This is a genomic window from Streptomyces sp. NPDC025721 (genome assembly GCF_055558595.1).
On record NZ_JBVHMF010000007.1, the window covers coordinates 209,750 to 233,627 of the forward strand.

The 23,878-nt window shown below is 72.9% G+C and carries 20 protein-coding genes; 9 read left to right on the plus strand and 11 right to left on the minus strand.

Going from position 1 to position 23,878, the window contains the following annotated elements:
* Window positions 1–110: 110 nt before the first annotated feature.
* Entirely contained in the window at window positions 111–2,204 is a 2,094-nt protein-coding gene (locus ACZ4EF_RS13390) for a protein kinase domain-containing protein (protein WP_467504371.1), read from the minus strand.
* Window positions 2,205–2,363: 159 nt separating this feature from the next.
* Between ACZ4EF_RS13390 and ACZ4EF_RS13395 the strand changes: the two genes are divergently transcribed.
* The 5 genes from ACZ4EF_RS13395 (at window position 2,364) to ACZ4EF_RS13415 (ending at window position 5,447) form a co-directional block, all read left to right on the plus strand.
* Window positions 2,364–3,512 carry an inorganic phosphate transporter gene (locus ACZ4EF_RS13395; protein ID WP_401722164.1) on the plus strand — a complete coding sequence of 383 codons (1,149 nt, stop codon included), beginning with the start codon at window positions 2,364–2,366 and terminating at the stop codon, window positions 3,510–3,512.
* A gap of 53 nt (window positions 3,513–3,565) precedes the next feature.
* A complete protein-coding gene (locus ACZ4EF_RS13400) occupies window positions 3,566–3,796 on the plus strand; it encodes a hypothetical protein (RefSeq protein ID WP_355340829.1) in 231 nt (76 codons plus the stop codon).
* A 67-nt stretch (window positions 3,797–3,863) separates the two neighbouring features.
* Window positions 3,864–4,760, plus strand: a complete 897-nt coding sequence (ppk2, locus tag ACZ4EF_RS13405) for a polyphosphate kinase 2 (RefSeq protein ID WP_355340826.1) — start codon at window positions 3,864–3,866, stop codon at window positions 4,758–4,760.
* Between the two features lie 23 nt (window positions 4,761–4,783).
* Complete coding sequence (locus ACZ4EF_RS13410; RefSeq protein ID WP_467504374.1) at window positions 4,784–4,960, plus strand: hypothetical protein; 177 nt, start codon at window positions 4,784–4,786, stop codon at window positions 4,958–4,960.
* Between the two features lie 100 nt (window positions 4,961–5,060).
* Window positions 5,061–5,447 (plus strand): hypothetical protein, encoded by a 387-nt coding sequence (locus tag ACZ4EF_RS13415; protein ID WP_467504375.1) that lies wholly within the window; start codon window positions 5,061–5,063, stop codon window positions 5,445–5,447.
* Between the two features lie 234 nt (window positions 5,448–5,681).
* On the opposite strand, the gene ACZ4EF_RS13420 is transcribed toward ACZ4EF_RS13415, so the two are convergent.
* The 10 genes from ACZ4EF_RS13420 to ACZ4EF_RS13465 form a co-directional block, all read right to left on the minus strand.
* On the minus strand, window positions 5,682–6,539 hold the full coding sequence (locus ACZ4EF_RS13420; protein WP_467504377.1) for an MmyB family transcriptional regulator: 858 nt from the start codon (window positions 6,537–6,539) through the stop codon (window positions 5,682–5,684).
* A gap of 747 nt (window positions 6,540–7,286) precedes the next feature.
* The gene (locus ACZ4EF_RS13425) at window positions 7,287–8,351 is read right to left on the minus strand and encodes a helix-turn-helix transcriptional regulator (protein ID WP_391044894.1); all 1,065 of its coding nucleotides are present in this window, start codon (window positions 8,349–8,351) and stop codon (window positions 7,287–7,289) included.
* Window positions 8,352–8,552: 201 nt separating this feature from the next.
* On the minus strand, window positions 8,553–9,584 hold the full coding sequence (locus ACZ4EF_RS13430) for a PP2C family protein-serine/threonine phosphatase (RefSeq protein WP_355341317.1): 1,032 nt from the start codon (window positions 9,582–9,584) through the stop codon (window positions 8,553–8,555).
* Between the two features lie 313 nt (window positions 9,585–9,897).
* Window positions 9,898–10,419 (minus strand): GAF domain-containing protein, encoded by a 522-nt coding sequence (locus ACZ4EF_RS13435; RefSeq protein WP_188285584.1) that lies wholly within the window; start codon window positions 10,417–10,419, stop codon window positions 9,898–9,900.
* Between the two features lie 41 nt (window positions 10,420–10,460).
* On the minus strand, window positions 10,461–11,303 hold the full coding sequence (locus ACZ4EF_RS13440) for a S8 family peptidase (protein ID WP_355340814.1): 843 nt from the start codon (window positions 11,301–11,303) through the stop codon (window positions 10,461–10,463).
* Window positions 11,304–11,424: 121 nt separating this feature from the next.
* The gene (locus ACZ4EF_RS13445) at window positions 11,425–14,799 is read right to left on the minus strand and encodes an AAA family ATPase (RefSeq protein ID WP_467504380.1); all 3,375 of its coding nucleotides are present in this window, start codon (window positions 14,797–14,799) and stop codon (window positions 11,425–11,427) included.
* Between the two features lie 88 nt (window positions 14,800–14,887).
* Window positions 14,888–15,127: an aroma-sacti cluster domain-containing protein gene (locus tag ACZ4EF_RS13450; protein WP_467504382.1), complete on the minus strand. Its 240-nt coding sequence runs from the start codon at window positions 15,125–15,127 to the stop codon at window positions 14,888–14,890.
* A complete protein-coding gene (locus ACZ4EF_RS13455) occupies window positions 15,124–15,837 on the minus strand; it encodes an iron-containing redox enzyme family protein (protein ID WP_391161885.1) in 714 nt (237 codons plus the stop codon). The genes ACZ4EF_RS13450 and ACZ4EF_RS13455 overlap by 4 nt, the downstream gene beginning before the upstream one ends.
* Window positions 15,834–17,009 carry a radical SAM protein gene (locus ACZ4EF_RS13460; RefSeq protein ID WP_467504384.1) on the minus strand — a complete coding sequence of 392 codons (1,176 nt, stop codon included), beginning with the start codon at window positions 17,007–17,009 and terminating at the stop codon, window positions 15,834–15,836. The genes ACZ4EF_RS13455 and ACZ4EF_RS13460 overlap by 4 nt, the downstream gene beginning before the upstream one ends.
* A gap of 144 nt (window positions 17,010–17,153) precedes the next feature.
* Entirely contained in the window at window positions 17,154–19,022 is a 1,869-nt protein-coding gene (locus ACZ4EF_RS13465; protein ID WP_467504386.1) for an AfsR/SARP family transcriptional regulator, read from the minus strand.
* 265 nt (window positions 19,023–19,287) lie between these two features.
* Between ACZ4EF_RS13465 and ACZ4EF_RS13470 the strand changes: the two genes are divergently transcribed.
* The 4 genes from ACZ4EF_RS13470 (at window position 19,288) to ACZ4EF_RS13485 (ending at window position 23,875) form a co-directional block, all read left to right on the plus strand.
* Window positions 19,288–19,473 carry a hypothetical protein gene (locus ACZ4EF_RS13470; RefSeq protein WP_188283862.1) on the plus strand — a complete coding sequence of 62 codons (186 nt, stop codon included), beginning with the start codon at window positions 19,288–19,290 and terminating at the stop codon, window positions 19,471–19,473.
* A 112-nt stretch (window positions 19,474–19,585) separates the two neighbouring features.
* Window positions 19,586–19,774 (plus strand): hypothetical protein, encoded by a 189-nt coding sequence (locus ACZ4EF_RS13475; RefSeq protein WP_355340796.1) that lies wholly within the window; start codon window positions 19,586–19,588, stop codon window positions 19,772–19,774.
* Between the two features lie 36 nt (window positions 19,775–19,810).
* Window positions 19,811–22,543, plus strand: coding sequence for a class III lanthionine synthetase LanKC N-terminal domain-containing protein (locus ACZ4EF_RS13480; RefSeq protein ID WP_467504389.1), 2,733 nt, complete (start codon window positions 19,811–19,813; stop codon window positions 22,541–22,543).
* Window positions 22,544–22,552: 9 nt separating this feature from the next.
* On the plus strand, window positions 22,553–23,875 hold the full coding sequence (locus tag ACZ4EF_RS13485; protein ID WP_355340790.1) for an MFS transporter: 1,323 nt from the start codon (window positions 22,553–22,555) through the stop codon (window positions 23,873–23,875).
* The last annotated feature ends 3 nt before the right edge of the window (window positions 23,876–23,878 follow it).

A 23,878-nucleotide genomic window follows, 5' to 3' on the forward strand; every position in this document is an offset into this window, starting at 1 on the left:
GGCAGGGGGGATGTCGAATCGTCGAATCAGGGTGCCGCCGGGGCGTCGCGTACGGCGGTGGCGACCGTGCTCGTCGCCGTATCGGTCGGACCGGTCGCCCGACCCCGGGCTCAGCCGCCGCCCTTGACCGCCCAGGCGGGGTGCCCTTCGGTGGCCGCGTCGGTGCTGAGCCGCCGTTCGCCGGTGCCGTCGGCGCGGACCGCCCAGATCTCGGGAGTGGCGAGCGGGCCGCGGACGAAGGCCACCCACGTGCCGTCGGGAGACCAGTCGGGGTCCATCTCGTGCGCCGGGGTGGCGGCCAGCGGCCGGTCGCCGGTGCCGTCGGTGCCGACGAGGCGGATGTCGCCCTGCGTGCCCTTGCCGTAGTCGCCCGAGGTGTAGGCGAAGACCTTGCCGTCGGGGGACCAGACCGGGTCGAGGGCGGGCCGGGGCAGGTCGGTGATCCGCTGCGGGGCTGCGCCCGGCGTCGTCGGATCGACCATGTTGATCTGCCAGTTGCCCGTCCCCTTCTCGACGCAGATCGCGATACGGGTGCCGTCCGGTGACCAGGAAGGGTCCTCGATACGCGTGTTGCCGGTGGTCATCTGCTGGGCGGAGCCGTCCGCGACGTCCACGACGTAGAGCTGCTGGACGCCGCCGGTCTTGCGCAGCACGGCCAGTTTGCCGCCGTCGGGAGACCAGGAGACCCGGCCGCCCGAGGTCTCGGCGATTCGCTTGGCGCCGGTGCCGTCGGCGCCGACCGTCCACACCGAGGTGTCCTGGGCGGTCCTGCGGGTGAAGGCGACGGTCTTGCGGTCGGGCGACCACTTGGGGAGGAAGTCGCACGGGCTGCCCGACGCGAGCCGCTTGAGGCGGTCGGTCGTGCTGTCGCGCAGCGCGATGTAGGAGTGGCAGGTGGCGGGCCAGCCGGGGGCGGTGTCCACCCGGACCAGCAGCGGAACATCGGGGAACGGCGCCGGGGTCGGCGGCGCCGACGAGGCGGTCGTGGTGTGCCCGCCCGAGGGAGCGCCCGCGTTGTCGTCCTTCGCGGAGCCGGACGTCCACGGATGCCAGACCAGCGCCCCCGCGACGGCGGCGGCCACCACGACAAGACCCACGGCCGCGGTCCCCTTGCGCCGGTCGCGCGGCGGCCCCGACGGCGGACCGAAACCGGGCGTCGGGGTGGGCGTGGGCGTCGGCGGGCCGCCGTATCCCTGCCCCGGACCGTACGGGGACGCGAGCGGCGACGGCGAACTCCCCGCCGGGGGCCCCGCGTAGGAGGCGGTCGGCGCGGACGCGGCGGCGGGCCCGGTGGCGTGGGGCGGGGGCGGGGGCGTCGAGACCGCGGGCGGTACGGCCTGCGGCTCCACCTGCGTCAGCAGCGCCGTCGCCTCGGCGGGCAGCCAGTCGCCGTCATCCGGGTGACGTACCGTCAGCCTGCTCAGGAACTCCGAAGGGGTGGGCCGCGCCGCGGCCTCCTTCGACAGACACGCGGCCACCAGCGCGCGAAGTTCGTCAGGTACCGCCCTGAGGTCCGGCGACTCGTGAACGACCCGGTAGTGCCGGGCCGCTGACGGGCCATCACCGAAGGGCGCGCCTCCCGCCGCCTGGCTGAGCACCACGCCCAGCGTGAACATGTCGACCGCCGCGGTGACCTGACCGCCGGTCAGCTGCTCGGGCGCGAGAAAGCCGGGGGTGCCGATCTGGAGCCCGGTCTGGGTCAGCGCCGTGCCGTCGAGGGCGCGGGCGATGCCGAAGTCGATGACGCGCGGGCCGTCCTCGGCCACGATGATGTTCGCGGGCTTGAAGTCGCGGTGGATCACCCCCGCCCGGTGGATCGCCTCCAGCGCCTCCGCCAGCCCGGCCGCCAGCACCGTGAGGGTGTCCGTCGGCAGCGCGCCGACATCGGCGAGCACGTCCGCCAGCGTGGGCCCCGGCACGAACGCCGTGACCAGCCAGGCCGGTTCGCCGTGCGGATCGGCGTCCACCACGGGCGCGGTGTGGAAGCCGCCGACCCGGCGCGCCGCCGCCACCTCGTCGGCGAAGCGGCGCCGGAATCCCGGCTCGGTGCTCAACTCGGGGCGTACGACCTTGACCGCCACCGCCCGGCCGGACCGCGACCGGCCGAAGTACACCACACCCATACCGCCTTGGCCGAGCCGGCCGGCCAACCGGTATCTGCCGTCGCCCACGGAAGTGGGATCACCCGCTTCGAGCGGCTTCATGGTTCCCCCCATTCGCACCGTCCGCGCGGTGACGGGATCTCCCTACCGCCCCGCGCGGGACCAGTCAAGCACCGCCCGGCGCGGGTCCGCCCACTCCTTCACTCCGGTCCTTCACCCGCCCTTCCCCGTGCGTACGCCGGGGGCTGCTTCCCTGGGCACATGGACCACATCACATTCCTTGTGGCACTGGTCATCGTCACGGCCCTGGCCTTCGACTTCACCAACGGTTTCCACGACACCGCCAACGCGATGGCCACGTCCATCGCCACGGGAGCGCTGCGGCCGAAGGTCGCCGTCCTGCTCAGCGGAGCGCTGAACCTGGCGGGCGCCTTCCTGTCGACGGAAGTCGCGAAGACGATCTCCGGCGGCATCGTCGACGACGCGCTGGTGACCCCCGGCATGATCTTCGCGGGCCTGGTGGGCGCCATCCTGTGGAATCTCATGACCTGGCTGCTCGGACTGCCGTCCAGCTCCTCGCACGCGCTCTTCGGCGGCCTGATCGGCGCCGTGTGGGTCGGTGCGGGCCGGCACGGCGTCCACTTCGGCAAGGTCGTCGAGAAGATCCTCATCCCCGCCGTGGCCTCGCCTGTCGTGGCCGGGCTCGCGGCGCTCGCCGCGACGTACCTCGCCTACCGGCTCACCGGCCGGGCCCGTAAGGACACCGTCTCCAAGGGCTTCAGGATCGGCCAGATCGCCTCCGCCTCGCTGGTCTCGCTGGCGCACGGCACCAACGACGCGCAGAAGACGATGGGCGTCATCACCCTCGCGCTGATCTCCTGCGGAGCGCTCGGCCACGACGCCGGTCCGCCCGTCTGGGTGATCCTCGCCGCCGGACTGGCCATCGCGCTCGGCACGTACCTGGGCGGCTGGCGGATCATCCGCACCATGGGCAAGGGCCTGGTCGACATCGAGTCGCCGCAGGGCTTCGCCGCGGAGTCGGCGTCCACCGCGGTCATCCTGTCCTCCGCGAATCTGGGCTTCGCCCTGTCCACCACGCAGGTCTGCTCCGGCGGCATCCTCGGCGCGGGCATGGGACGCAGGCTCGCCGAGGTCCGCTGGGGCACCGCGGGCCGGATGGCGCTCGCCTGGCTGGTGACGCTGCCCTCGGCCGCGGCGGTCGGCGCGGTGGCCGCGAGCGTCGTCGTGCACGGCGGCACGCCGGGCGTCGTGGTGATCGCGCTGATCGCCGTCGCGGTGGCGGGCGGCATCGTCGTCCTCTCGCGCCGCAACCCGGTCCACGCCGACAATGTGAACCACGGCCACACCACCTCCGTCCGTCCCGCCGCGCCCGCCGGCGCGGGCGTCTGAGCGGCGACGCCACCGGAATCACCGGCATCATCGGGGAAAAGGGGAACAGCAGTATGAGTGTGGACTGGAACGCGCTGGGCGAGGTGGCCGCGGTGAGCTTCGGCGTCACCGTCGGCGTGGTCGTGGTCTTCGCGGTCGGGGTGCTCGCGCTCTCCGCCCGCGACACCGTACGGGCGTCGGGCGGCAGCGGCACGGGACAGTTCGCGGGCGCCGGGGCGTGTTTCCTGGCGTGCGCGTGCGCGGTGCTCTACGGGCTGTATCTGATCATTCCGCAGTTCCACTGAGGCCACCCGCGGTGGCTGAGGACCACCGGGTCCACTGACGGTTCCACCGGCGAAGGGCGGGCGAGCGATGAGCGCAGGCACCGACGGCTCCGCACTCCTTGCGGGCATGCATGTCGACTACACCGACCAGGACGACCCGGTCCTGGTCAGGGCGGACGGCAGCGTCGTCGACACCTGGCGGGAGAACTACCCGTACGACACGCGGATGGAGCGGCCCGAGTACGAACTGCACAAGCGGCTCCAGCAGATCGAACTGCTGAAACTCCAGAGCTGGGTGAAGGAGACCGGCCAGCGGCTGGTCATCGTCTTCGAGGGCCGGGACGCCGCGGGCAAGGGCGGCACCATCAAACGGTTCATCGAGCACCTGAACCCGCGCGGCGCACGGGTGATAGCCCTGGAGAAGCCGACCGAGCGCGAGAGCGGGCAGTGGTACTTCCAGCGGTACGTCGCCCACCTGCCGACCGCGGGCGAGATCGTGATGTTCGACCGCTCCTGGTACAACCGGGCGGGCGTCGAGCGGGTCATGGGTTTCTGCTCGGACGACGAGTACCACCGCTTCATGCGGCAGGCCCCGGCCTTCGAACGGATGCTGGTGGACGACGGCATCCACCTGGTGAAGTTCTGGTTCTCGGTCTCGCGCGACGAGCAGCGCACCCGGTTCACCATCCGGCAGGTCGACCCGGTGCGGCAGTGGAAGCTCAGCCCGATGGACCTCGCCTCACTCGACCGCTGGGACGACTACACCGCCGCCAAGGTGGCGATGTTCCGTGAGACGGACACCGCCTACGCGCCGTGGACGGTGGTCAAGAGCAACGACAAGAAGCGGGCGCGCGTCGAGGCCATGCGCAGCGTCCTCGCCCGCTTCGACTACGCGGACAGGGACGACGAGGTGGTCGGTACGCCCGACCCGCGCATCGTCGGCTCCGCGGCCACGCTGCTGGAGCGCGGTGAGGACACGCTCTGAAGCGCGGTGAGGAGACCGTCTGGATGACGGAGCTGGCCGCGACCCGGGAGGAGCGGCTGGGGCTGCTCAAGCGGATGGCGGAGGCCGGTCCGCAGGGTGAAGCGGGCGCGGGTGCGGGTCCGGGGGCGGGCACGGACGCACGTACTGGCACTGGCACCGGCACGGCTGCGGACGCGGGTCCGGAGCCCGGCGGTTCCTGACCGGAATCCCGTGCCCGCCCCGGCGCGTCACTCTCCGGTGAAGTGGTGACAGGCTCCTACGATGTGACGAAATGTCAGAGTTCACCCCGTAGGAGCCTTCATGCTTCGCTTCTCGCGAGCCTGTGCCACCGGTCTCACCGCCCTCACGCTGTTGACCGCCCCCGTGGCCCAGGCCGTCGCGGCGGACAGCGTCGCCATGGCGCCCGCCGTCGCCCGACCCGCCATCACCGCCAAGGCGACGGTCAGCGCGATCAACGCATGGCAGCAGTTCCGGATCTACGGCGCGACCAAGAACATCAAGGTCGGCACGCGGGTGACGCTCCAGCAGATGCAGGGCAAGCGCTGGGTCTCGCTGCCCGCCTCGACGAACACCAACCACGACGCCACGTACAACCTGCGGGTCAAGCTGGGCATCAAGGGCCTCAACAACCTGCGCATCGTCGGCGGTGGCGGGATCTCCAACGTCGTCAAGGTCACGATCCGCTGACGCGGCGAACAGCGCGAACAGCGCGAACAGCGCTCACGGCGCTCACGGCGCTCACGGCGCTCACGGCGTCAACAGCGCGAGCACCGCGTCAGCCGCGAGGACCGCGACAGCCGTAAGGCGTCGCGAGGCGTTCGGCCGCGGGTACGGAAGATGCGCTCCGGGCCCGCGGCCGTGCTCCCGCCGATGCCACCGATCCCGCCGTTCCCGTCGCTCGCGCCGCTCTCCTCACCGAGGTCACGCGGCGGTCGGCGGCAGCGACACCAGCGGTTCGTGGGCGATCACGGTCGCCTCGACGGGTGTCGGCAGCAAGGTCACCATCCGCACACGGGGGTTGTGGGCGGGGGAGGAGACCAGGGTGCGTACGCAGTACGGGGCACGGCCGCCCGGCGGGATCAGCAGCCGGACCTGACCGTCGTTGTGCAGCGCCATCCGTCCGCCCCGGCCGACCGTCTGCCACAACACGCCCAGCTCCGGATCGAGTTGCAGCTCCGCGACGATACGCCGCAGCTCCGGCTCTTCGCTGATCCCCGCCTCCAGCCTGAGCTGCCGCAGGTACGGCACCGCCCAACTCGCCTGCCAATCCCCGCACAGGCGGCGCGCGTAGGGCGAGAAGAGGAGGAAGCGCAGCAGATTCGCCGGCGGCCGCTGGCCCTCGGGCTCGAACAGGCCGCGCCAGGCCGCGTTGTCCTCGTGGATCCGCCACGTGCTGTCGAGAACGAGCGCGGGCACCTGGAGCGCGCGCAGGTACAGCCGCCAGCCGCTCATCGCCTCCAGGTCCGGCTGGGCCGGGCCGGTCGGCGCGAAGCCGCCGGTCACGATGAACCACAACTCGTCGCGCTGGTACGGGTCGAGGCCGAGGGTGCTCGCGAGGCTGTCCAGCCGGTGGACCGGCACCGGCCGGCCGCCGCCCTCCCAGTCCTGGTACAGCCGCGGCGAGATGTCCATCCGGTGCGCCACCGCCTGCTGGCTCAGCCCGGCGGGGCGGTGTCCCGTGTGCCCGCTGCCCGGCTCCGGCGGCCCCGCGTAATCCTTGCGGGCCTGCCGCAGAAACCCGCGGATGAGCGGGGTGGTGCTGTTCGAGCCGCGCGTCATGACCGTTCCCCCCGGATGCTCGGCCCGCGCCCGGACTGACCAGTGGCGTGCCCAGCCGCAGAATGCGCTTACCAGTCGATCGTGTTCGCTGGACGCATGGGGTGTCAACCGACTTGACCGGCCCCCACCACCTGCGCAAACCCGTCCTCAGCGGTCGAATCCCGCCCTGCGTCAGTGGTCGGTCGCCGTCCGTGGCAACGCCGTTGACCTGCGACGACGTACCGACCAGTGGCAGTCGGCAAGCGCGCTCGCTTCGCCGCCGCCACCGTTGTCCAGTTGGGCCGCTGTCTCCTTTTGGACACCTCAGGTGGCCTGCGCGAAGCCGTTCACCGGGCATTACGTACTCGGGGGTTCGTAGCCAGCGGTTGTCGGGTGGGCAAAGATCGAGGTGTGGTCGAGTACGGCGCCGAAGGTGACTTCGGCCGGTGCGCGGCCTCGGGGGGAACGGCATGCCGTCGGCTCCGGGAGGGCTCGTGAACGTTCAGGCGTAGCGAGGGAGTTGTCGGCAGGCCGATCACCATCACGCGGAGGTCCCGCGTGCGCACCACCCGCCGCGGGCGACCGCCGGACCGCCGCGGCGACACGACTTCCGGCCCGTGGATCCCCCGAATGTCCGCGGGCCGGGGCTGCCGGAGGCGGCACTCCACCTGGTGTGGAGGCCGCCGAAGGCAGTCGGCGGGGGCACCACCTGGGCCTGGTGGCGCCCCCGCTGGTACGTCACGGCCGTCAACGGGTGACCCAGGCCGGTCAGTTCAGCGGGTAGACCTTCATCAGGGCCGGGTCGCGGGCGAGTTTGAGACCCGCCTCGAAGCGGCTTGAGGCATTGAGGCGGTCCATCAGTTTGGCGACCGCGCGCTGGACCGTGCGGCGGTGCACGCCCATCTTCCGGGCGATCTGGTCGTCGCTCAGCCCGCTCGCCATCAGCCGGATGACCGTGCGCTCCTGGTCGTTGACCTCCGGGCCCTCGGCGGGCGCGGGCGGCGCGGCGAGGACGACGGGGGAGGCGCGCAGCCAGTAATCCTCGTACAGCGCGGTGTAGCCCTTCAGGAGGGCGGAGCCGCGGATCAACAGCATGGACTCGCCCGGCCGTTCGGGGTCGCCGGGCACGCACGCGGTGTGCCGGTCGAAGAGCAGGATGTCGAAGGGGGAGTGCTCCAGGAGCCGCACCTCGACGCCGATGTCGAGCAACCGGTGCAGATACCAGGTGTACTTGGGGGAGCGCAGCAGCGACTCGGGGTAGATCACCCGGACCCGGATGCCGCGCGCGGTCAGCTTCGCGTCCTCGTCGAGTGACGCCTCCAGCGCCTCGGCCGGGGGCATCGGACCGGGGTGCATCGAGTCGCAGGCGTCCAGGACGGCGGCGTTGAGGTCCCGCACCGTACGCGTCCTGCGCTTGCGGTCGCCGAGCCGCTCCACCGCGACATCGGCCGAGTCACGGGCCACGGCCGGGCGGAAGACGGTCATCAGGGACTCGGTGACCCGGCGCAACGAGTGCGCGTCCCGCAGTTGCCTGGCGGTGTTCTCGTTGTAGGTGTCCATCGCGTGCGCCATGGCCGCGTCCGGGTCGACCGGTTCGACGACCGCGCCCACGATCCGGATCAGGCCCAGCTCGTCCAGCCGCCGCCAGCCGCCCGCGGATTCCGCGGCGTCCAGACCGGCCGCCTCCGCGACCTCCGCGATCCGTCCCTCGCCCATGTCGCGCAGGGTCCGGTAGAGCGTGAGCGCCGCCGCCTCGTCGCGCTGGAGGTGCGCCGCGGACACGGCCGGGTGGTCCGGCGGGACCGGTCCGCCTCTGGACGCGCGCAGCGTCACCGGGATCTCCTCCAACCGCGATCGGCAAACGGTGCGTGCCTCCGCCCGCGTGTACGGCTCGACACTCTATGACGCGACACCGGTGTTCGCAGGGGTGTTCGGGTGGGGCCGGTCGCTCATTGCGGACAACCCGTCACGGACCGCACGGCGAGGCATCCGCACATTGCGAACCCTTTACCCGCGCCGGTGCCGTCCGGGCCTTCAGGCGCCGTCGAAGGCGGCGAACGCCGGTCCGGGGTCGCGGAAGCGCAGCAGCAGCATCGCCGCGTCGTCGTGCAGCGGCCCCTCCGTGTGCTGCACCAGATCGGTCCGCAGCGCCTCCAACGCGGCTTCCGGATCCGGGTCCTTGAGGAAGTGCGCGCGCTGCCCCAGCGGATAGAAGGCGCCGGTGTGGTCGCGGGCCTCGGTGACACCGTCGGTGTAGAGCAGCATCTGGTCGCCCGGTCCGAAGGGGACGGCGAACGGCTCGGGAGCGTCACCGCCGTGCACGCCGAGCCCCAGCGGCATCGCGTACTGCGGCGGCTCGGGGAAGCACGCGCCGCCGTCCTGGCGCAGCACCATCGGCGCGGGATGGCCGAAGTTGAGGAGGGTCGCGCCGCGCTCCTCGCTGATCTCGGCGATGATCGCGGTGACGAATTTCTCGCCGCTCAGCGCCCGGTCGGCGGCCCGCTGCACCCGCTCGCCGACGCCCGTCAGATCCCGTTCGTCGTGCGCGGCCTCACGGAAGGCGCCGAGCACCACGGCGGCGGTCTCCACCGCTTCGAGGCCCTTGCCCTGCACATCGCCGATGATCACCCGCACGCCGACCGGCGACGCGACGACCTCGTACAGATCGCCGCCTATGCGCGCCTCGGCGACGGCGGAGGTGTACGACACGGCCGTGCGCAGATGGCCCGCGCTGCGCGGTACGGGGCGCAGCAGGACGCGCTGGGCGACCTCCGCGATCGACCGTACGTTGGCGAATTCGGTCTCGCGGCGCTGGCGCATCACGGCGGCGATCACTCCGGCGACCGTCACGCCGATCACCGAGGCGAGGGCGCTGAAACCGCGCCGCTCCTCGAACAGGCCGTCGTAGACGCCCAGGGCGCACACGAGCGCGACGGCCAGGGCCCCGACCAGGGCGGTCCGCCGCCAGCCGCCGACCAGACCGGAGAAGGCGGGGCCGAGCGAGACCAGCGGCAGCAGGCCGACACTGGTCCCGACGCTCACGTCCACCACGGCGACCACGGCCATGAACACGTACGGCAGCGCGGTGAGCACCGGCGGTGTCCGCCCGGCGACCGACACCTGCGGCGAGAGGTCGGGGTGGGGCGTCGGGAGGCGGCGGCCGAAGGATATTCGTCGTGTCACGGCCACCTCCCTCTCCCCGGCTCAGGCTAGGCAGATGATCCGGGGCCGGAGGAACACACCCTACTCATTGTCACCTGTTCAGGGGACAACTCGCACCTGTGAACACCCTGAGATCTCCCGTCCCTCCCTTCCGGCGCGTCGCAGGTCGGTGCGGGTCCGGGGCGGCGCCCACGGGCTGAGCGGAGGGCTCCCCGGCTCAGGCGGAGGTCTCCAGCAGCCGCCGCAAATCCTCGGCCATCCGCAGCGCCGCCGCGCGCCCGTCACCGCCGAGCGAGCCGCTGTCGGCGGGCCGCGCGCGGTCCACGACCACCCGCAGCGCCGCCGCCGCGTGCCGGGCGAAGAGCGCCAGCAGATCCAGTTCGTCCAGGCTCGACCTGGACTGCGGCACGGGATCGAGGACTTCCAGCACCCCCAGCACCCGGTCACCGTGCGTCAGCGGCGCGGCCATCAGCGAATCGGGCACGTACTCCGTGGACTCCGCGAAGTCCCGGTCGAAGGACGCGCTGTGCGACAGGTCGTCCACCACCATCGGCTCACCCGAGGAGACCACCCATCCCGCGATCCCGCTCTCGGCCGGGAAACGCCGCCCCACCAGGAAGCTCTCGCCCTGGCCCGAGACGGCCTGGAAGACCAGCTCGTGGCTCGACTCGTCCAGCAGGAACACCGAACTGGCCTGGGCGCCGAAGATGGCCCGTGCCGTGTCGACCACCGACTGCATCAACTCCTGCGACAGCGGATCCGTCGCTGTGTTGCTCTGTGTCACGAAGCACCCCTGATGCCCAGTTGGACGTTGGCCGCGGAAAGGTAGAGCGCGTTCTTGAGCTGGAAGGTCGTCATCCGGCGGTGCCGGGACAGAATGCGGGCGCAGAGCCCGGCGATGTACGGCGTGGCGAAGCTGTTGCCCGTCGTCCTGATCGTCGCCCCGCCGAGCCACGCCACCTGGACGTTCTGTCCCGGCGCGAAGAACTCGACCGGCGGGCTCGGGTTGTACAGGTGCAGATCGGGATCGTCCTCCTGGTGGCTGCCCACCGAGATCACCGAGGCGAAGCGCCACGGGTAGCTCTCCACCGGAGTGTTGTGCGCGGAGGCGACGATCGCCGTCCCCCGGAAGTACGCCTCGTCGGCGAGGACCCGCAACTCCTCGGCGAACTGCGGCCTCGTCGTGGACAGGCTGAGATTGATCACGTCGAAGCCCTGCCGGATCGCCCAGCGCAGTCCCGCGAGCAGGACGTCGCCGGTCCCGCCGAACCCCTTGCCGAGCACCTGCACGCTGTACAGCTCGCAATCCGGCGCGGTCCTGCGGATGATGCCCGCGCAGGCCGTGCCGTGCCCGCACGTGTCGGTCGCCGTCGTCTCGACCACGCTGGTGCCCGTCTCGTCCTTGCGCACCGTCCACGCGCCGTCGACCGGGCCGATCAGCGGATGGCCGTCCTCGACACCCGAGTCCACCACGCACACCCGCACCCCGGCGCCGCGCGCGTCGTCCCAGCTCCGGTCGAGCGCGGGCAGCTCGCCGTCGGCGGTGATCAGCACGTCCTCGGGGCGCTTGCCGCGCAGCGTCCAGGTGAGTCCGGGGCCGGCGCCGTGTTCGGCGGTTTTCATCAGCAGCCTTTCGCGTTCTGGCGTTGTCGCCTTCCGATGCGGTGGTGGCCCGAGAGGCCGGAGCGGGAGCGGACGGGCGCCGGTCGGCGCCCGCGGCTCCGGTGCCCCTGGTCCTGGCGCCTCACGGCGGACCCTCCCGCCATCGCACGGCGCGGCGCGCCCCCGGCACATGGCCCTTGGCGCCGAAGTGCCGGGCGGCCTGCGCGGCGGCGCTCGCGGACTCCTCGGTACGGCCCGCCCGGCGCAGCACGTCGGCCCGGTCGAGCCAGGCCACCGCCAGGACGACGGGCGAGTCGGTGCCGGACGCGGTCCGCACCGCCCGCTCCGCCAGCGGTGCGGCCTCCTCGGCCGCGCCGCGCGCCGCGGCGATCCTGGCCAGCAGCCCGTCGAGGTCGGCGGCGTCCGAGGCGGCGAGTGCCGTGTGTCCGGGGTCCGGCGCGGTGGCCAGCCTGGCCGCGGCCTCGTCGTGACGGCCCGCGTCCACCAGCAGCCGCGCCGCGTCCCTGGCCACCGCGTCCCGCAGGGCCTCGGCCTGCAACTCCCGTGCGGCGCCGTCCGCTTCGTCCAGCAGACCGAGCGCCCGGCTCCCGTCGCCCGCCAGCGTCGCCACGGCCGCGGCGAACAGCGGCAGCACCACCCGGCCCTCGGCGTAACCGAGTTCACCGGCCAGCCGCTCCGCCCCGGCGAGGCAGGCGTGCGCGTCGTCCCAGCGCTCCTGGAGCGCGAACAGCACGGCCAGCGGGCAGTTGAGGGTCAGCCGTACGGTGGGGCGACGGTCGCCGTGCTCCGCCAGCAGGCGGCGACTGCGCGAGACCGCCGAGGGCACCGGCTCGGGCCCGCGCCACAGCGAGACGCCGATCGCGCCCAGCGCCAGGGCCCGTTCGGGCTCGGCGCCCGAGCGGCGCGCGTGGTCCAGGGCGCGGGAGAGCAGGACATCGGCCTCACCGTGCCTGCCGTGCAACTGCCGCTCCTGCGCCAGCCGGATGCACGCCCGTGCCTGCCCGAGGTCGTCGCCCGCGCTCTCGAAGACCGGCAGCGTCCGCTGGGCGACGCTCCCCGCGCTGCTCCCGTCGGGGGCCGCCGACACCGCGGCCAGGGCGAGGTCGGCGTGCGCCGCCTCCACCGGCCGCACCGCGTCACCCGGCGTGGCGTCCGCGGCGGCGAGCACGCGCAGCAGCAGCGCCCGGCCCTCGTCCGTCCGCCCGGTCGCCAGCAGCACGTCACCGAACCGCCGGGCCGCCGCGGCCCACTCCGGCTCGCCCTCGACGGTCAGCTCCACCGCCCGCTCCAGCAGCCCGCCCGCCCACGCCAGATCCGAGCGCGCGAGCGCCCTGGAACCGCCCTCGATCAGCAACGCGGCGGCCCGCAGGCGCAGTTCGTCCGTCTGCGGACCGAGCGTGCCCAACTCGGCGCGGTAGCGGTAGGCGCGCTCCAGGTGACCCGCCACGGCGGCGGCATCCTCGGCGCCGCGCGTACCGGGAGCGCCACCGCCGAACAGGACACCGCCGTACGGGGCGGCGCCTTCCCCCGCGCTCCCCGCCGCCGTGCCGCCGCCCGCCAGCCGCGCGGACAGCGCCGCCGCGGCCCGCTCGTGCCGCTCCGCCCTCGTCCGCTTGGCCATCGACTGATACGTGACCTCGTGCACGAGACCGCTGCTGAAGCGCAGCCGGTACGGGGAAGGCCCCTGCCGGTCCGCGGGCCGCAGCAGGCGGTGACTGCTGAGCATGCCGAGCGCCGCGCCGACCGCGCCGTCCAGCGCCGGGACGCCGGACCCGGTCTCCGCCGAGGGCGGGTCCGCGTCGTGCAGCGCGCCGCCGGGCGCACCTTCGCGGTCCCCGCCCACCAATTCGGCCACCTCGTCGGCGCTGAACTCCCGTCCCACCACGGCCGCGATGTCCAGCGCCGCGCGCTCCGCCCGGCCGAGCGCCCCGATCCGGGCGCCGAGCAGCGCCTGCAAGGTGGTCGGCACATCGCCTCCGCCGTCGGGGCGGTAGCCGGACTCGGGCTGCGCGAGAGCGGCGATGAGCTGTTCCAGATAGAACGGATTGCCGCCCGCGGACTCCAGCACCTGGGGCGGCACGCCCGTACCCCCCTCATGGGACGGCGCCCCGCCGTCCCAGTGCGCCCCGACCTCGGTCAGCGCCTCGGCCACCGCCTCGGCCTCCGTCGCCGTCAGACCGGGCAGCGTCAAGGAGAGCGAGCGCGGGCCGCCCTCGCCCCAGCCGACGCCGCGGTCGAGCAGATCGGGGCGGGCGGCGCAGACGAACAGCACAGCGGACGCGGTGAGTTCGGCGCTGAGCGCGCTGACCATCGTCAGCAGCGGGTCGCTCGCCCACTGGAGGTCGTCCAGCACCAGCACGACCGGCCGCCTGCGCGCGAGCGCGGCCAGCAGACCGGTCAGCGCCGCGCAGGTGTCGTCGGTCGACGGATTCGGTGTGCCGTCCTCCAGCAGCCCGGCCGACAGTACGGCCAGCGCCGCGTCGATCTCCTGGCGCTCGGGCGAGGGCTCTCCCGCGCGCGCCGGGGCCTGGGCGATCTCCGGGAAGGCGTCCAGGAGTTGGCTCACGGCGTCGGCCAGCGGCGCCAGGCTGCCGCGTTCACCGTACGTGCGGCAGCGGCCCGAGCCGTAGCGGAAGGCGCGGCCCGACCGTTTGCGCCACTCGTGGATCAGCCGGGTCTTGCCCATCCCGGCCTCACCGAGGACCGTCACCAGATTCGGGCCACGACCGGCGCGGTCCGCGACGGCGCGGAACGTCGCCCACAGAGCGTCCAGTTCACGGTCCCGGCCGACGAAGGGCACATCGAAGCGGCGGGTCAGCTCCGGCTCCTCCTCGACCACGTCCAGCAGCCGATAGGCGGTGACCGCGTCCTCCTTGCCCTTCAACCGCAAGGGGCCGACGCGCTCGGTGACCGCTGTCGCCCCCGCGGCCCTGCGGCTCTCGGGACCGATCAGGACCTCGCCCTCACCGGCGTTCTGCTCCAGCCGGGCCGCGACGTTCACCGTCTCGCCCGACACCAGCGCCTGACGGGACGACACATCCGAGGCCGTCACCACCGGGCCGGTGTTGATGCCGATCCGGACACCGATCCGAATGCCGAGCGTCGGCTCCAACTCCGTTTCGTTGAGCCGCTGTATGGCGTCGAGCATCGCCAGGCCCGCGGCCAGCGCCCGCGCCGCGTCGTCCTCGTGCGTCACCGGCACGCCGAAGACGGCCATCACCGCGTCGCCGATGAACTTCTCGACCGTGCCGCCGAACTGCTCCAGGCACTCGCGCATCAGGTCGAAATAGCGCAGCACCACCGTGCGCAGCGTCTCCGGGTCGAGCACACCGGACAGCGCCGTCGACCCGACGAGGTCGCAGAAGACGACGGAGACGACCTTGCGCTCCTCGACCGCCGTCACGGGTGCGGGGGAGTCGGCCGGTGTGCCGCAGGACGGGCAGAAGCGCGCGTCCTGCGGCAGGTCGCCGTCGCACGAGGCGCAGCGCGTGGTCATCTCGTCTCCCCGTCCCTTCCCCGTGTCTTCCCGATGGTGTGGACCCCGGTCTCTTCCCGATCGTGTGGACCCCGGTCGCGGGGAGATGTCAGAAGAGCGCCCCGCCGGCGATCTCGCTGTGGGCCTGCACCTCGGGACCCACCTCGTCCAGCCGGGCCTTGATGTCGAGCATCATCGACAGCTCCTGACTGCTCAGCCCGCGCAGCACCTCGCGCTGTTCGTCGGTGAGTTCGCCGACGCCGAAGCCGTGCGACTCCAGCACCACCAGCGCGTCGTCGGCTCCGTCGCCTGCCGCGCTCTCCCCGTCCCGCGCCGCCGTGTCACTCATGAGGTGTACGTCCCTTCCCTGAGGTGTTCCGGCTCCGCTGTCCGGCCGATGCGCGCGAAAAGCTCCACAAGTCCGTCCACGGTGTGCAGCGCGCTCATCACGACCGCGCGTACCTGGGCCTGGTCCAACGGCAGCGCGTCGAGCAGCGCGAAGAGCGCGGCGGTGTGCCCGGTGTCCAGTTCGGCGTGGCCGCGTACCGTGCGCAGCGCCGCCTCCGGCACGCCCGCGGCGGCGATCCGGTCCGCCAGCCAGGGCGCGGGCGCGTTGCTCTCCAGCACCGCGATGTAGCCGAGCAGCGCTACCGGATGATGGTGCTCGATCCAGTAGTACTGCGCGCCCGCCAGGCGCGCGACGGCGGATATGGGCTGCTCGGCGAGGACCGCCGCTGGTTCCCCGCCCAGCGCGGTGATGTCACCGAGCAGCCAGTCGTCGTGGCCGCGCTCCTCCTCGATGTGCTCCCGCAGATAGTCCGTGAGCGGCTCGCACAACGGGTCGCGCGGGCCGAATTCCGCCAGCCGCGCCACCGCCCGTTCCATCAGCGGCACCGAGGCGCGGACGACTCCGTGCATCACCGTCAGATACGTGGCGTAGCGCGCGGCGAGTCCGGGCGGTCGCCACACGGCCGCGGTCGTCGCCCGCACGGCGGGGGCCGTCAGCAGCAGCCGGACCCGCAGCGCGGCGCCCGCGCCCGCCGTACCGACCGTGGTCATCGCCGCGCTCCGGGCAGGTCGACCAGGTCCGCGTAGGGCGCGCAGCCGTGCCGCCGCACCAGCGTGGCCGCGCCCGCCTCGACCTGGCCGCGGGCCGCGTACCGGTCGAGCAGCGCCCCCACGGGCCCGCTGGCCGCCGCACTCGCCGCGGCCAGCGCCTCCGGATGGTCACCGAGTGCCCGGCAGCCCGCGCAGTAGTCGGGGCGCGCGGCCGCCTGCTCCGCGCCGCCGTACCGGTGCAGGAGGTGGGCCGGGCCGACCGTCCTGATCATCCGCAGGACCGGAGAGGTACGGGCCCGTACGGCGACCGACCGCCAGTCGTCGGTGGCGATGTGACCGAGCGTCAGGTGACGCGGGGCGGGCCTGCGGTCGACGACCCGCTGATTGCAGCAGGCGACCACCGTGCCGTCGGCGGCCACCACCGGCCACGCGGCCATCGAGCACGGCAGCGCCCGCTCGGGGTCGGGTGCCGCGGCACCGGGCAGCGCGGCACCGGGCAGCGCCGTGTTCGCGGCGGCCCAGGACGCGGCGCGTCCCACCCGGCGCAAAGAGTTGACGAGCATCGGGACGCGGTCGCCGAAGGTACGGCGGATGTCGGCGGTGACGTCCGCGAGGTAGGGGTCGTCGGGGCCGGCGCCGACCAGGTGGAAACTGGTGGCCACTCCGGCGTCCAACACCCGCCGGATCAGGCCGAATACGGACCTGCGGTCGACCTCGCGCTCATGGAAGGCGTCAAGGCTCACCGAGAAGTGGTCGACAGAGGTGACGGCCCGCCAGATCCGCTCGGGAACAGGCACGGAATCGGGCACGGGAGCGGGCAGCGGGTCGGCGCCGGAGGCAAGGTGTCCCGCGCTGTGGTCCGCCCGGCCGACGAAGAACGCGCCGGTCAGCAGCGCCGTCCTGGTACCCGCCGCGCGCGCCGTGGCGGCGAGGTCGGTGACCAACTCGGGCCGCAGCAAGGGCTCGCCGCCGGTCATCATCAGCACCGCAGGGTGCTCGGCCGGGGTGAAGGTGGAGACGAAGGCGCGCAGCCGGTCCGCGTCCGGCTCGTCCGCGGCCATCGTGGCGGCGGTCGAGCAGTGCGCGCAGTGCAGGGGGCAGCGGCCGGTGACGGTCAGGAGCAGCCCCGCGCCGGGTTCGGGGCGCAGCGTCATGAGTTCGGCGAGTTCCATCGCGTGCTCCCTTCCTCGTCCACCGAAGTCTCGGCGGGGCCGGTTCGAGGTCGGGGTCATGGACGGTTGGGAAACGGTAAATCCGCAGCTCACCGGCGCGCCTGGTGCCGTGTTCCGTCGCGTGTGCCCTGCGCCGAAGGCCCCTCAGGCGGTGGCCCGGGGGAGTGGCCGCATCCCCAGGAGGGATTGTTCACGCGCGTAGACTCTTGTCAGGCGCGGGAGTTCGTACCGCGCGGCGTGCGCGGTGACCTCGCTGTCCGGGGCGAGCAGCGCGCCCGCGTCGAGCAGGGACTCCAGCCGGCGCAGCGCGTCGTCCTGGCCGCAGGTGAGCGCCGCCGCGGCCTGCCGCAGCGTGAAGGGCCCCTCCGGCAGGTGTCCCAGCAGACACAGCGTGGTCCGGTCCGCCGCCGACAGGTCCCGCCACCCGCTCGCCAGCCGCGGCCGTACATCCGTGTCGCCCGCGACCAGTTCGTCCAGTACGGTCCTGCCGTCGGCCAGCCGTGCCGCGTATTCACCGAGCGGCAGATGGCGTCGTACCGCGAGCTTCAGACCGCTGACCCGGACCGCGAGCGGCAGCATGCCGGTCGCGGTGACGATGCGCCGGGCCGCCTCCGGACAGGCCCGCAGCCGCTCGTGGCCCACGATCCGGCCGAGCAGTTCGAGGCTCTCGCCGAGGTCGAAGGGCGCCAGTTCCAGCCGGTCGGCGGAGACCAGTCCGGCCAACTGCGCGCGGGAGGTCACCAGTACGGCGCTGCCGCCGGAGTCCGGCACCAGCGGCCGTACGGACGCCTCGTCGGCCGCGTCGTCCAGCACCAGCAGGATCCGGCGTGGCCCGAGCCAGTCGCGCCACGCGGCGGCGGCCTCCTCGGCGTCCTCCGACCCGTCGTCGACGGCCGCCGCCCGCTGCCCGGGGAGGTCCGCCATCCGGGCCAGCTCGGCGACCACCGAGGCGGCCGAGCGCGGACGCCCGGCCGCGTCGCGCATCCGGATCAGTACGCGGCCGTCGGGGAACTCCGCGGCGAGCCGGTGCGCGGTGTGCACCGCGAGCGCGGTCTTACCGGTGCCGACCGGCCCGGTGACGACCGCCAGATGCCGGTCGCTGCCCAACAGCTTGAGCAGAAAGCGCAGTTGGCGTTCGCGGCCGGTGAAGTCGGCCAGGTCCTGGGGGAGCAGGGCGCCGAGGACTCCGCAGGAGCGCCGCGCCGCGGCCCGCGCGCCGGACGGAGCGAAGGGGCCGCCGGGCTCCTGCGGGCCGCCGTCGAGCATCGAGCGGTACAGCGTCTCCAGCGCGGGGCTCGGCTGGAGCCCGTACTCGACGGCGAGCAACCGGCGCAGCCCCTCGTACGCCGCCAGGGCCTCCGTCTGCCGCCCCTGGTCGAACAGCGCGTTCATCTGGACGGCCCTGAGCCGTTCGCGCTCGGGGTGACGCTCCACCAGATCGGCGACCGTGTCGGCGACTTCGGTGGCCCGGCCCAGCCGCAACTCGGCCTCGGCCCAGTCCTCGTAGACCTGGAGGTAGCGGCTGTCGAGCCGCTCCGCCTCGGATCTGACGGTGGGGGAGAATCTCAGGTCGTGCAGCGGCGGCCCCTGCCGCAGCCCCATCGCCTCGCGCAGCATCCGGGACGCCGGGCCGAACGCGCCCTGCCCGGCGGCCTCGCGGGCTGATCTGGCCAGGCCCTGGAAGCGCATCGAGTCCAACTCGTCGTCGCGCACCCGCAGCAGGTAGCCGCCCGGGTGGTGCTCGAGCCGGTCGCCCGCTCCCGCGCGGTCGAGGAGTTTGCGCAGTGCGGAGACGTACACCTGGATGTTCTTGCGCGCGGTGCGCGGCGGATTGCCGTCCCACAAGGTGTCCGTCAACAAGGCCAGCGAGACCGGGGTGTTGGGGCGGCACAGCAGCATGGCCAGGAGCAGCCGCTGTTTGAGCGGGCCGAGCGGGAAGGGGCCTTCGGCCGTGCCGACGGACAGCGGGCCGAGGACGGAGAGCCGCAGACTGACGTGCGCTGGTTCGGCCATATCCGGTTTCACCTTTCCCGCCCGTTGATCCGGAGATGGGATCGTGAGCTGAGATGAATGACATCAGGCAGACGACTTATATCAGATGATGTGCCTGTGGCGAACCGGCAATGCGGGGACTGCTGGTGAGAGTTCGGACCAACCCCGCATCACCTGGGACGATACCGCGCTTATACCGCGGCTTCACCGGTTCCGAAACGGCCGGTCCTAGCTTCTGAGGTGTTCCCACCACCTGCTCGTACCCCGCCCAGAAGAGGAGACGATCATGGCTGATTCCGTCGAGCCCACCAACGAGGACATCGCGGAGACCCCGGAGAACGAGGTCGAGGCGCACGCCGAATCCCCCCTGGACCTCCAGGAGATGGGCGTGAGCAAGCCCGACCAGGGCGAGGGTGTGCTGGGCGGCCTCCAGGCCCCGGGCAGCACGGTCAGCCTGGCCGCCTGCGCCTGACCGAGCTGGGTGGGTGGCGCGTCCTCGTGGACGCGCCACCCACACGTCTTTCCCGCTCGCGTTGTCCTCCGGGGCGGCCCTTCCGACACCTGAGAACCGACAGGAGACGACCATGAGTGATTCCGCCGAATCCGCCGCCGAGGAGAACGCGCCCGAAGGCGCGGACGCCGGCGAGGGCGAATTCGAGGTGGAGGCGCACGCCGAATCCCCCCTGAGCCTCCAGGAGATGGACCCCACGACGTCGGTGATCAGCAGCCCCGTCGCGTCGATGAGCGCGACCAGCGTCGTCGTCTGCTGCTGAGCCGCCGCCCCCTCGCGTCCCACATCGGAGAGGCCCATGATCCCCTTCCCGTTCGTCGTGGCGGACAGAGAGTTCTACGCGCCGCTGGAGACCACCCGTAACCGCGGTGAGATCTACCGGCCCGGGCCGGTACCGGACGGGTGGACCGAGACCCCGTCGGGGATCTGGACCATGTGGCACCGGGGCAAGCAGCTCCGCGGTGTCGAGGACGGCTGGAAGGTGCACGTGTCCGCGCGGCCCGACCGCCTGCCGTACGTCCTCGACACCGTCGCGGCCGTCTGCTTCGAGCAGGACGTCGCCTTCAAGCACCTCGCCGGCAGGCTCTTCTACTGGTGGACCCACCACAAGCAGGCCGCCAGGCAGCAGAGCGGGAAGTTCATCGCCGCGTATCCCACCAGCGTCGCCGCGGCCCGTGACCTCATGGAACGGCTGCGCACCGAACTGGCCGACGAGGAAGGCCCGTTCATCCTCACCGACAGGCGGTACCGGGACTCGCGCACGGTCCACTACCGCTACGGGGCCTTCGCCCCGCGCGAGCGCGTCAACGCCGACGGCACCCACACCCTGCTCGTCCGCGGCACCGACGGCGAGTTGGAGGAGGACCGCAGGGGCTTCTCCTTCTACCTCCCGGCGGGCATGACCGACCCCTTCGTCGAGACGCGCCCGGCGCCGAAGTCCTCGGCCGAGCCCGCTGCCGCGTCCGCCGAAAAAGCCGTCGCGCAGGCCGGGGCGGAGGCGGGCGCCAATGCCGCCGCCGATCCCGATGCCGATTCCGTGGACGAGCCCGCCGCCGCCGGCGGAGGCGGGCCGATCGTCTTCCACGGATTCGCCTTCGAAGACGCGCTCCAGTTCACCAACTCCGGCGGCGCCTACCTGGGACGGGAGACGGCCACCGGCCGCAAGGTCTTCATCAAGGAGGCGCGCGCGCACACCGGCGTGGCGATGGGCGACACCACCGCACCCGACCAACTCCGCTCCGAATGGCAGACGTTGACCGCGCTGCACGAGACGGCGCCCGGCCTGGCCCCGGAGCCGCTCGCCTACTTCCGCGAGTGGGAGCACGACTTCCTCGTCACCGAGTTCATCGAGGGCACGACGCTCCAGCGCTGGATGGTCGCCAACCAGGTCATGCTCGGCGTCGACCGCGGACCCGAAGCGGCCGGGGACTACTACGGCCGGTGCGAGAAGCTGTTCGCGGAGATCGAGAGCACGCTGCACCGGCTGCACACGGCCGGCTACCTCTTCGTCGACGTCAGCCCCGGCAATGTGATGGTCACCGAGGACGACGGCATCCGGCTGGTCGACTTCGAGGCCGCCCAGCGCCTGGACAGCGACGACACTCCGGTGATGGGCACGCCCGGCTACACCCCGCCCGCCGAACTCGTCGGCGACGATCCGCTGATCCACGACAAGTACGGCCTGGCCGGCCTCGCCCTGCTGCTCATCGGGCCCTTCCACCAGGTGGCGCAGCGCAATCCCGACACCCTCGCGCACCTGCGCCGCGAACTGCTGGAGCGGGCGCCGCTGCCGGAGCCGCTGTGGGAGCGGGCCGTCGCGTATCACCGGCCGCGGCCCGCGGCGCAGGGCATCACCCCCATCCCGACGCCCGAGGAAGTCGCCGCGGACCCGCTGCGGCACCTGGCCGACCTGCGCGACCGTACCGCCGACGCCATGGTGGCCATGGCCGACCCGGCCCACCCCGACCGGGTGTTCCCTACCATCGCTGAGGGCTACCAGAGCAACACCCAGTGCCTGGCCTTCGGCACCGCGGGCGTCGTGCACGCCCTGACCCGGGCGGGCCGCGCACTGCCGGACGGCGTGCTGGAGCGGCTGCGGCACGACGCGCTCGGCGGCGTCGGGAAACTGCCCCCGGGGCTGTTCGCGGGCACCGCGGGCATCGCATGGGTGCTCGCCGACCAGGGGATGCTGGACGAGGCGAGGGATCTGCTCACCGCCGCCGACCGCCACCCCATCATCGCCTCCGGAGCGTCGGCGACCCTCTACGGCGGCACCTCGGGGGTCGCGCTCACCCACCTGGCGATGTACGGCCACACCCGCGACGAGCACCACATCGACCGGGCCCTGGAGCTGACGGCGGCGCTGCCGGCCGACGCCGACCTCACCCCGTACCTCGGCGCCAACGACGCCACCGGCCTCGTGCACGGCCGCACCGGGATCGCGCTGCTGCTCCAGCAGCTCGCCGCCGTGACCGGCGCGGACGACGAACTCGCGCGCGGCGTCCGGCTGTTGCACGCCGAGCTGGACCGTGCCACCGAGCCGGACTCGCCGGGTCTCGCCTTTCCCATCTCGGCCACCGACAACCGCAGCCTGCCCTACCTCTACTGCGGTTCCGCCTCGATGGCGCACACCGTCACCCGCTACACGCGGTCGGTGGACGACGAACGGCTCGCCGACGCGCTGCCCCGGCTGCTGACCTCGACGCGCACCACCTACACCGTGATGTCGGGGCTGTGGCAGGGACTGTCCGGCCTCGGCCTCGGTCTCGCGGAGTACGGGCGGCTGACCGGTGACGGCCGGGGCCGGGACGACGCGATCCGTGCGGCGTGCGGGCTGTTCAAATTCGCGGTGCCGCACGAGACCGGTATCCGTTTCCTCGGCGACCAGCTCATGCGGTTCAGCGCCGATCTGTGGAGCGGTTCGGCAGGGGTGCTGCTGTTCCTGTCGCAACTCCTCGCCCCCGCGCCCGACCCGCTGTTCACCGTGGACGCACTCGCCGGCGCGTACTCCCGTTCCGTCGCGGCCCGTTGAGGTGAACTGATGAGCCACCAGGAAATCGCCGAGCCGGCGCAGGCGCCCGAGAGCGCCGGCCCGGGGGACCCGGGCAACGCCGTCGGACGTGACGTCAGTCTCTACTGGTGCGGGCAGACGGCCTCCGCCTTCGGCTCGACCTTCACCGCCATCGCGCTGCCCGTCGTGGCCGTCGTGCACCTCCACGCCTCGCCAGGCGCCATCGGCCTGATCAGCGCCGCCACGACCGCGCCGATCCTGCTGCTCGGCTTCCCCGCGGGCGCGCTCGCCGACCGCATCGCCCACCCTCGCCGCACGCTCGTCCTGCTGGACCTGATCTGCGCCGCGGCCATCGGCGTGGTCGCGCTGGGCCTGGCCGTCGGCGCCATCTCGCTGCTGTGGCTCGGCCTGCTCTGCGTGATCATGGGAGCCTCGTCCACCCTGTCCGCGGCCGTCTACTTCCTGCACCTGCGCCAACTCGTCGGCCCCGAAGGCATCGGCGGTGCGCGCGCCAGACTCCAGGCAGGACAGTACGGCGCCGCGCTCGTCGGACGCCTGCTGGCCGGTCCCGCCATCGCGGTGCTGGGCGCCGCCGCCGCGCTGTCGGTCGACGTGGCGAGCTATCTGCTCAGCGCGACCGCGCTGATGACGATGCGCTCACCCGACATCGTGCCGCGCGGGCCCGCACCGTCGGTCCTCACCATGATGCGCGGCGCCATGGCGGGCATGCGGGTCTTCACCGGTGACGCCTTCCACCGCGCGCTGGGCCTGTTCATCGTGGTGCCCGCCGCGACGATGGCGGGCGTGACCGCCCTCACCGGCCCGTTCCTGCTGCGGGTGATCCATCTGCCGACCGCCGCCTACGGTTCCCTGTTCGCGCTCTCGGGGCTGATGGGCCTGGGCGGTTCCGCCGTCGCCGCACGGCTGCTCGCCCCGGGCCGCGACCCCCGGCGGGTGATGCTGATGTCCTTCACCGGCGCGGTGGTGTGCAGCCTGCTGCTGCCGCTGGCGGCGGGACCGCTGCCCCTCGCCGCCTTCTGCGCCGCGATGGGCATCGGGCTGCCCGTCTTCTTCGGCGCCGTCGCCAATGTGGCCGTCAGTTCCGTGCTCGTCGCCGACATGTCGGAGGACACCCTCGGCCGCGCGATGGCCGCGCTCCAGGTGTGCCTGGCGGGGGCGGGCCTGATCGGGGCGGTGGGATGCGGTCTGCTCGGTGACCTGGTCGGGGTACGCGGCGCGCTGTGGGTCATGGGGCTGACCGCACTCGGCTGCGTGGCCCTGAGTCTGCCGTCCGCGCTGCGCGCCGCACGGCGGTCCCACGACGCGGCGCAGCCGTCACCGGCCTCCGTTTGACCC

Excerpts from the sequence above, each read along its gene's own strand:
- ACZ4EF_RS13440 (WP_355340814.1), bottom strand. The coding sequence starts at position 11,303 with ATGAAAACCGCCGAACACGGCGCCGGCCCCGGACTCACCTGGACGCTG.
- ACZ4EF_RS13465 (WP_467504386.1), bottom strand. The coding sequence starts at position 19,022 with ATGGCCGAACCAGCGCACGTCAGTCTGCGGCTCTCCGTCCTCGGCCCG.
- ACZ4EF_RS13450 (WP_467504382.1), bottom strand. The coding sequence starts at position 15,127 with ATGAGTGACACGGCGGCGCGGGACGGGGAGAGCGCGGCAGGCGACGGA.
- ACZ4EF_RS13475 (WP_355340796.1), top strand. The coding sequence starts at position 19,586 with ATGAGTGATTCCGCCGAATCCGCCGCCGAGGAGAACGCGCCCGAAGGC.
- ACZ4EF_RS13460 (WP_467504384.1), bottom strand. The coding sequence starts at position 17,009 with ATGGAACTCGCCGAACTCATGACGCTGCGCCCCGAACCCGGCGCGGGG.
- ACZ4EF_RS13470 (WP_188283862.1), top strand. The coding sequence starts at position 19,288 with ATGGCTGATTCCGTCGAGCCCACCAACGAGGACATCGCGGAGACCCCG.
- ACZ4EF_RS13390 (WP_467504371.1), bottom strand. The coding sequence starts at position 2,204 with ATGAAGCCGCTCGAAGCGGGTGATCCCACTTCCGTGGGCGACGGCAGA.
- ACZ4EF_RS13430 (WP_355341317.1), bottom strand. The coding sequence starts at position 9,584 with ATGGCCGTGGTCGCCGTGGTGGACGTGAGCGTCGGGACCAGTGTCGGC.
- ACZ4EF_RS13420 (WP_467504377.1), bottom strand. The coding sequence starts at position 6,539 with ATGACGCGCGGCTCGAACAGCACCACCCCGCTCATCCGCGGGTTTCTG.
- ACZ4EF_RS13480 (WP_467504389.1), top strand. The coding sequence starts at position 19,811 with ATGATCCCCTTCCCGTTCGTCGTGGCGGACAGAGAGTTCTACGCGCCG.
- ACZ4EF_RS13415 (WP_467504375.1), top strand. The coding sequence starts at position 5,061 with ATGCTTCGCTTCTCGCGAGCCTGTGCCACCGGTCTCACCGCCCTCACG.
- ACZ4EF_RS13435 (WP_188285584.1), bottom strand. The coding sequence starts at position 10,419 with ATGCAGTCGGTGGTCGACACGGCACGGGCCATCTTCGGCGCCCAGGCC.
- ACZ4EF_RS13455 (WP_391161885.1), bottom strand. The coding sequence starts at position 15,837 with ATGACCACGGTCGGTACGGCGGGCGCGGGCGCCGCGCTGCGGGTCCGG.
- ppk2 (WP_355340826.1), top strand. The coding sequence starts at position 3,864 with ATGAGCGCAGGCACCGACGGCTCCGCACTCCTTGCGGGCATGCATGTC.
- ACZ4EF_RS13485 (WP_355340790.1), top strand. The coding sequence starts at position 22,553 with ATGAGCCACCAGGAAATCGCCGAGCCGGCGCAGGCGCCCGAGAGCGCC.
- ACZ4EF_RS13400 (WP_355340829.1), top strand. The coding sequence starts at position 3,566 with ATGAGTGTGGACTGGAACGCGCTGGGCGAGGTGGCCGCGGTGAGCTTC.
- ACZ4EF_RS13445 (WP_467504380.1), bottom strand. The coding sequence starts at position 14,799 with ATGACCACGCGCTGCGCCTCGTGCGACGGCGACCTGCCGCAGGACGCG.
- ACZ4EF_RS13395 (WP_401722164.1), top strand. The coding sequence starts at position 2,364 with ATGGACCACATCACATTCCTTGTGGCACTGGTCATCGTCACGGCCCTG.
- ACZ4EF_RS13410 (WP_467504374.1), top strand. The coding sequence starts at position 4,784 with ATGACGGAGCTGGCCGCGACCCGGGAGGAGCGGCTGGGGCTGCTCAAG.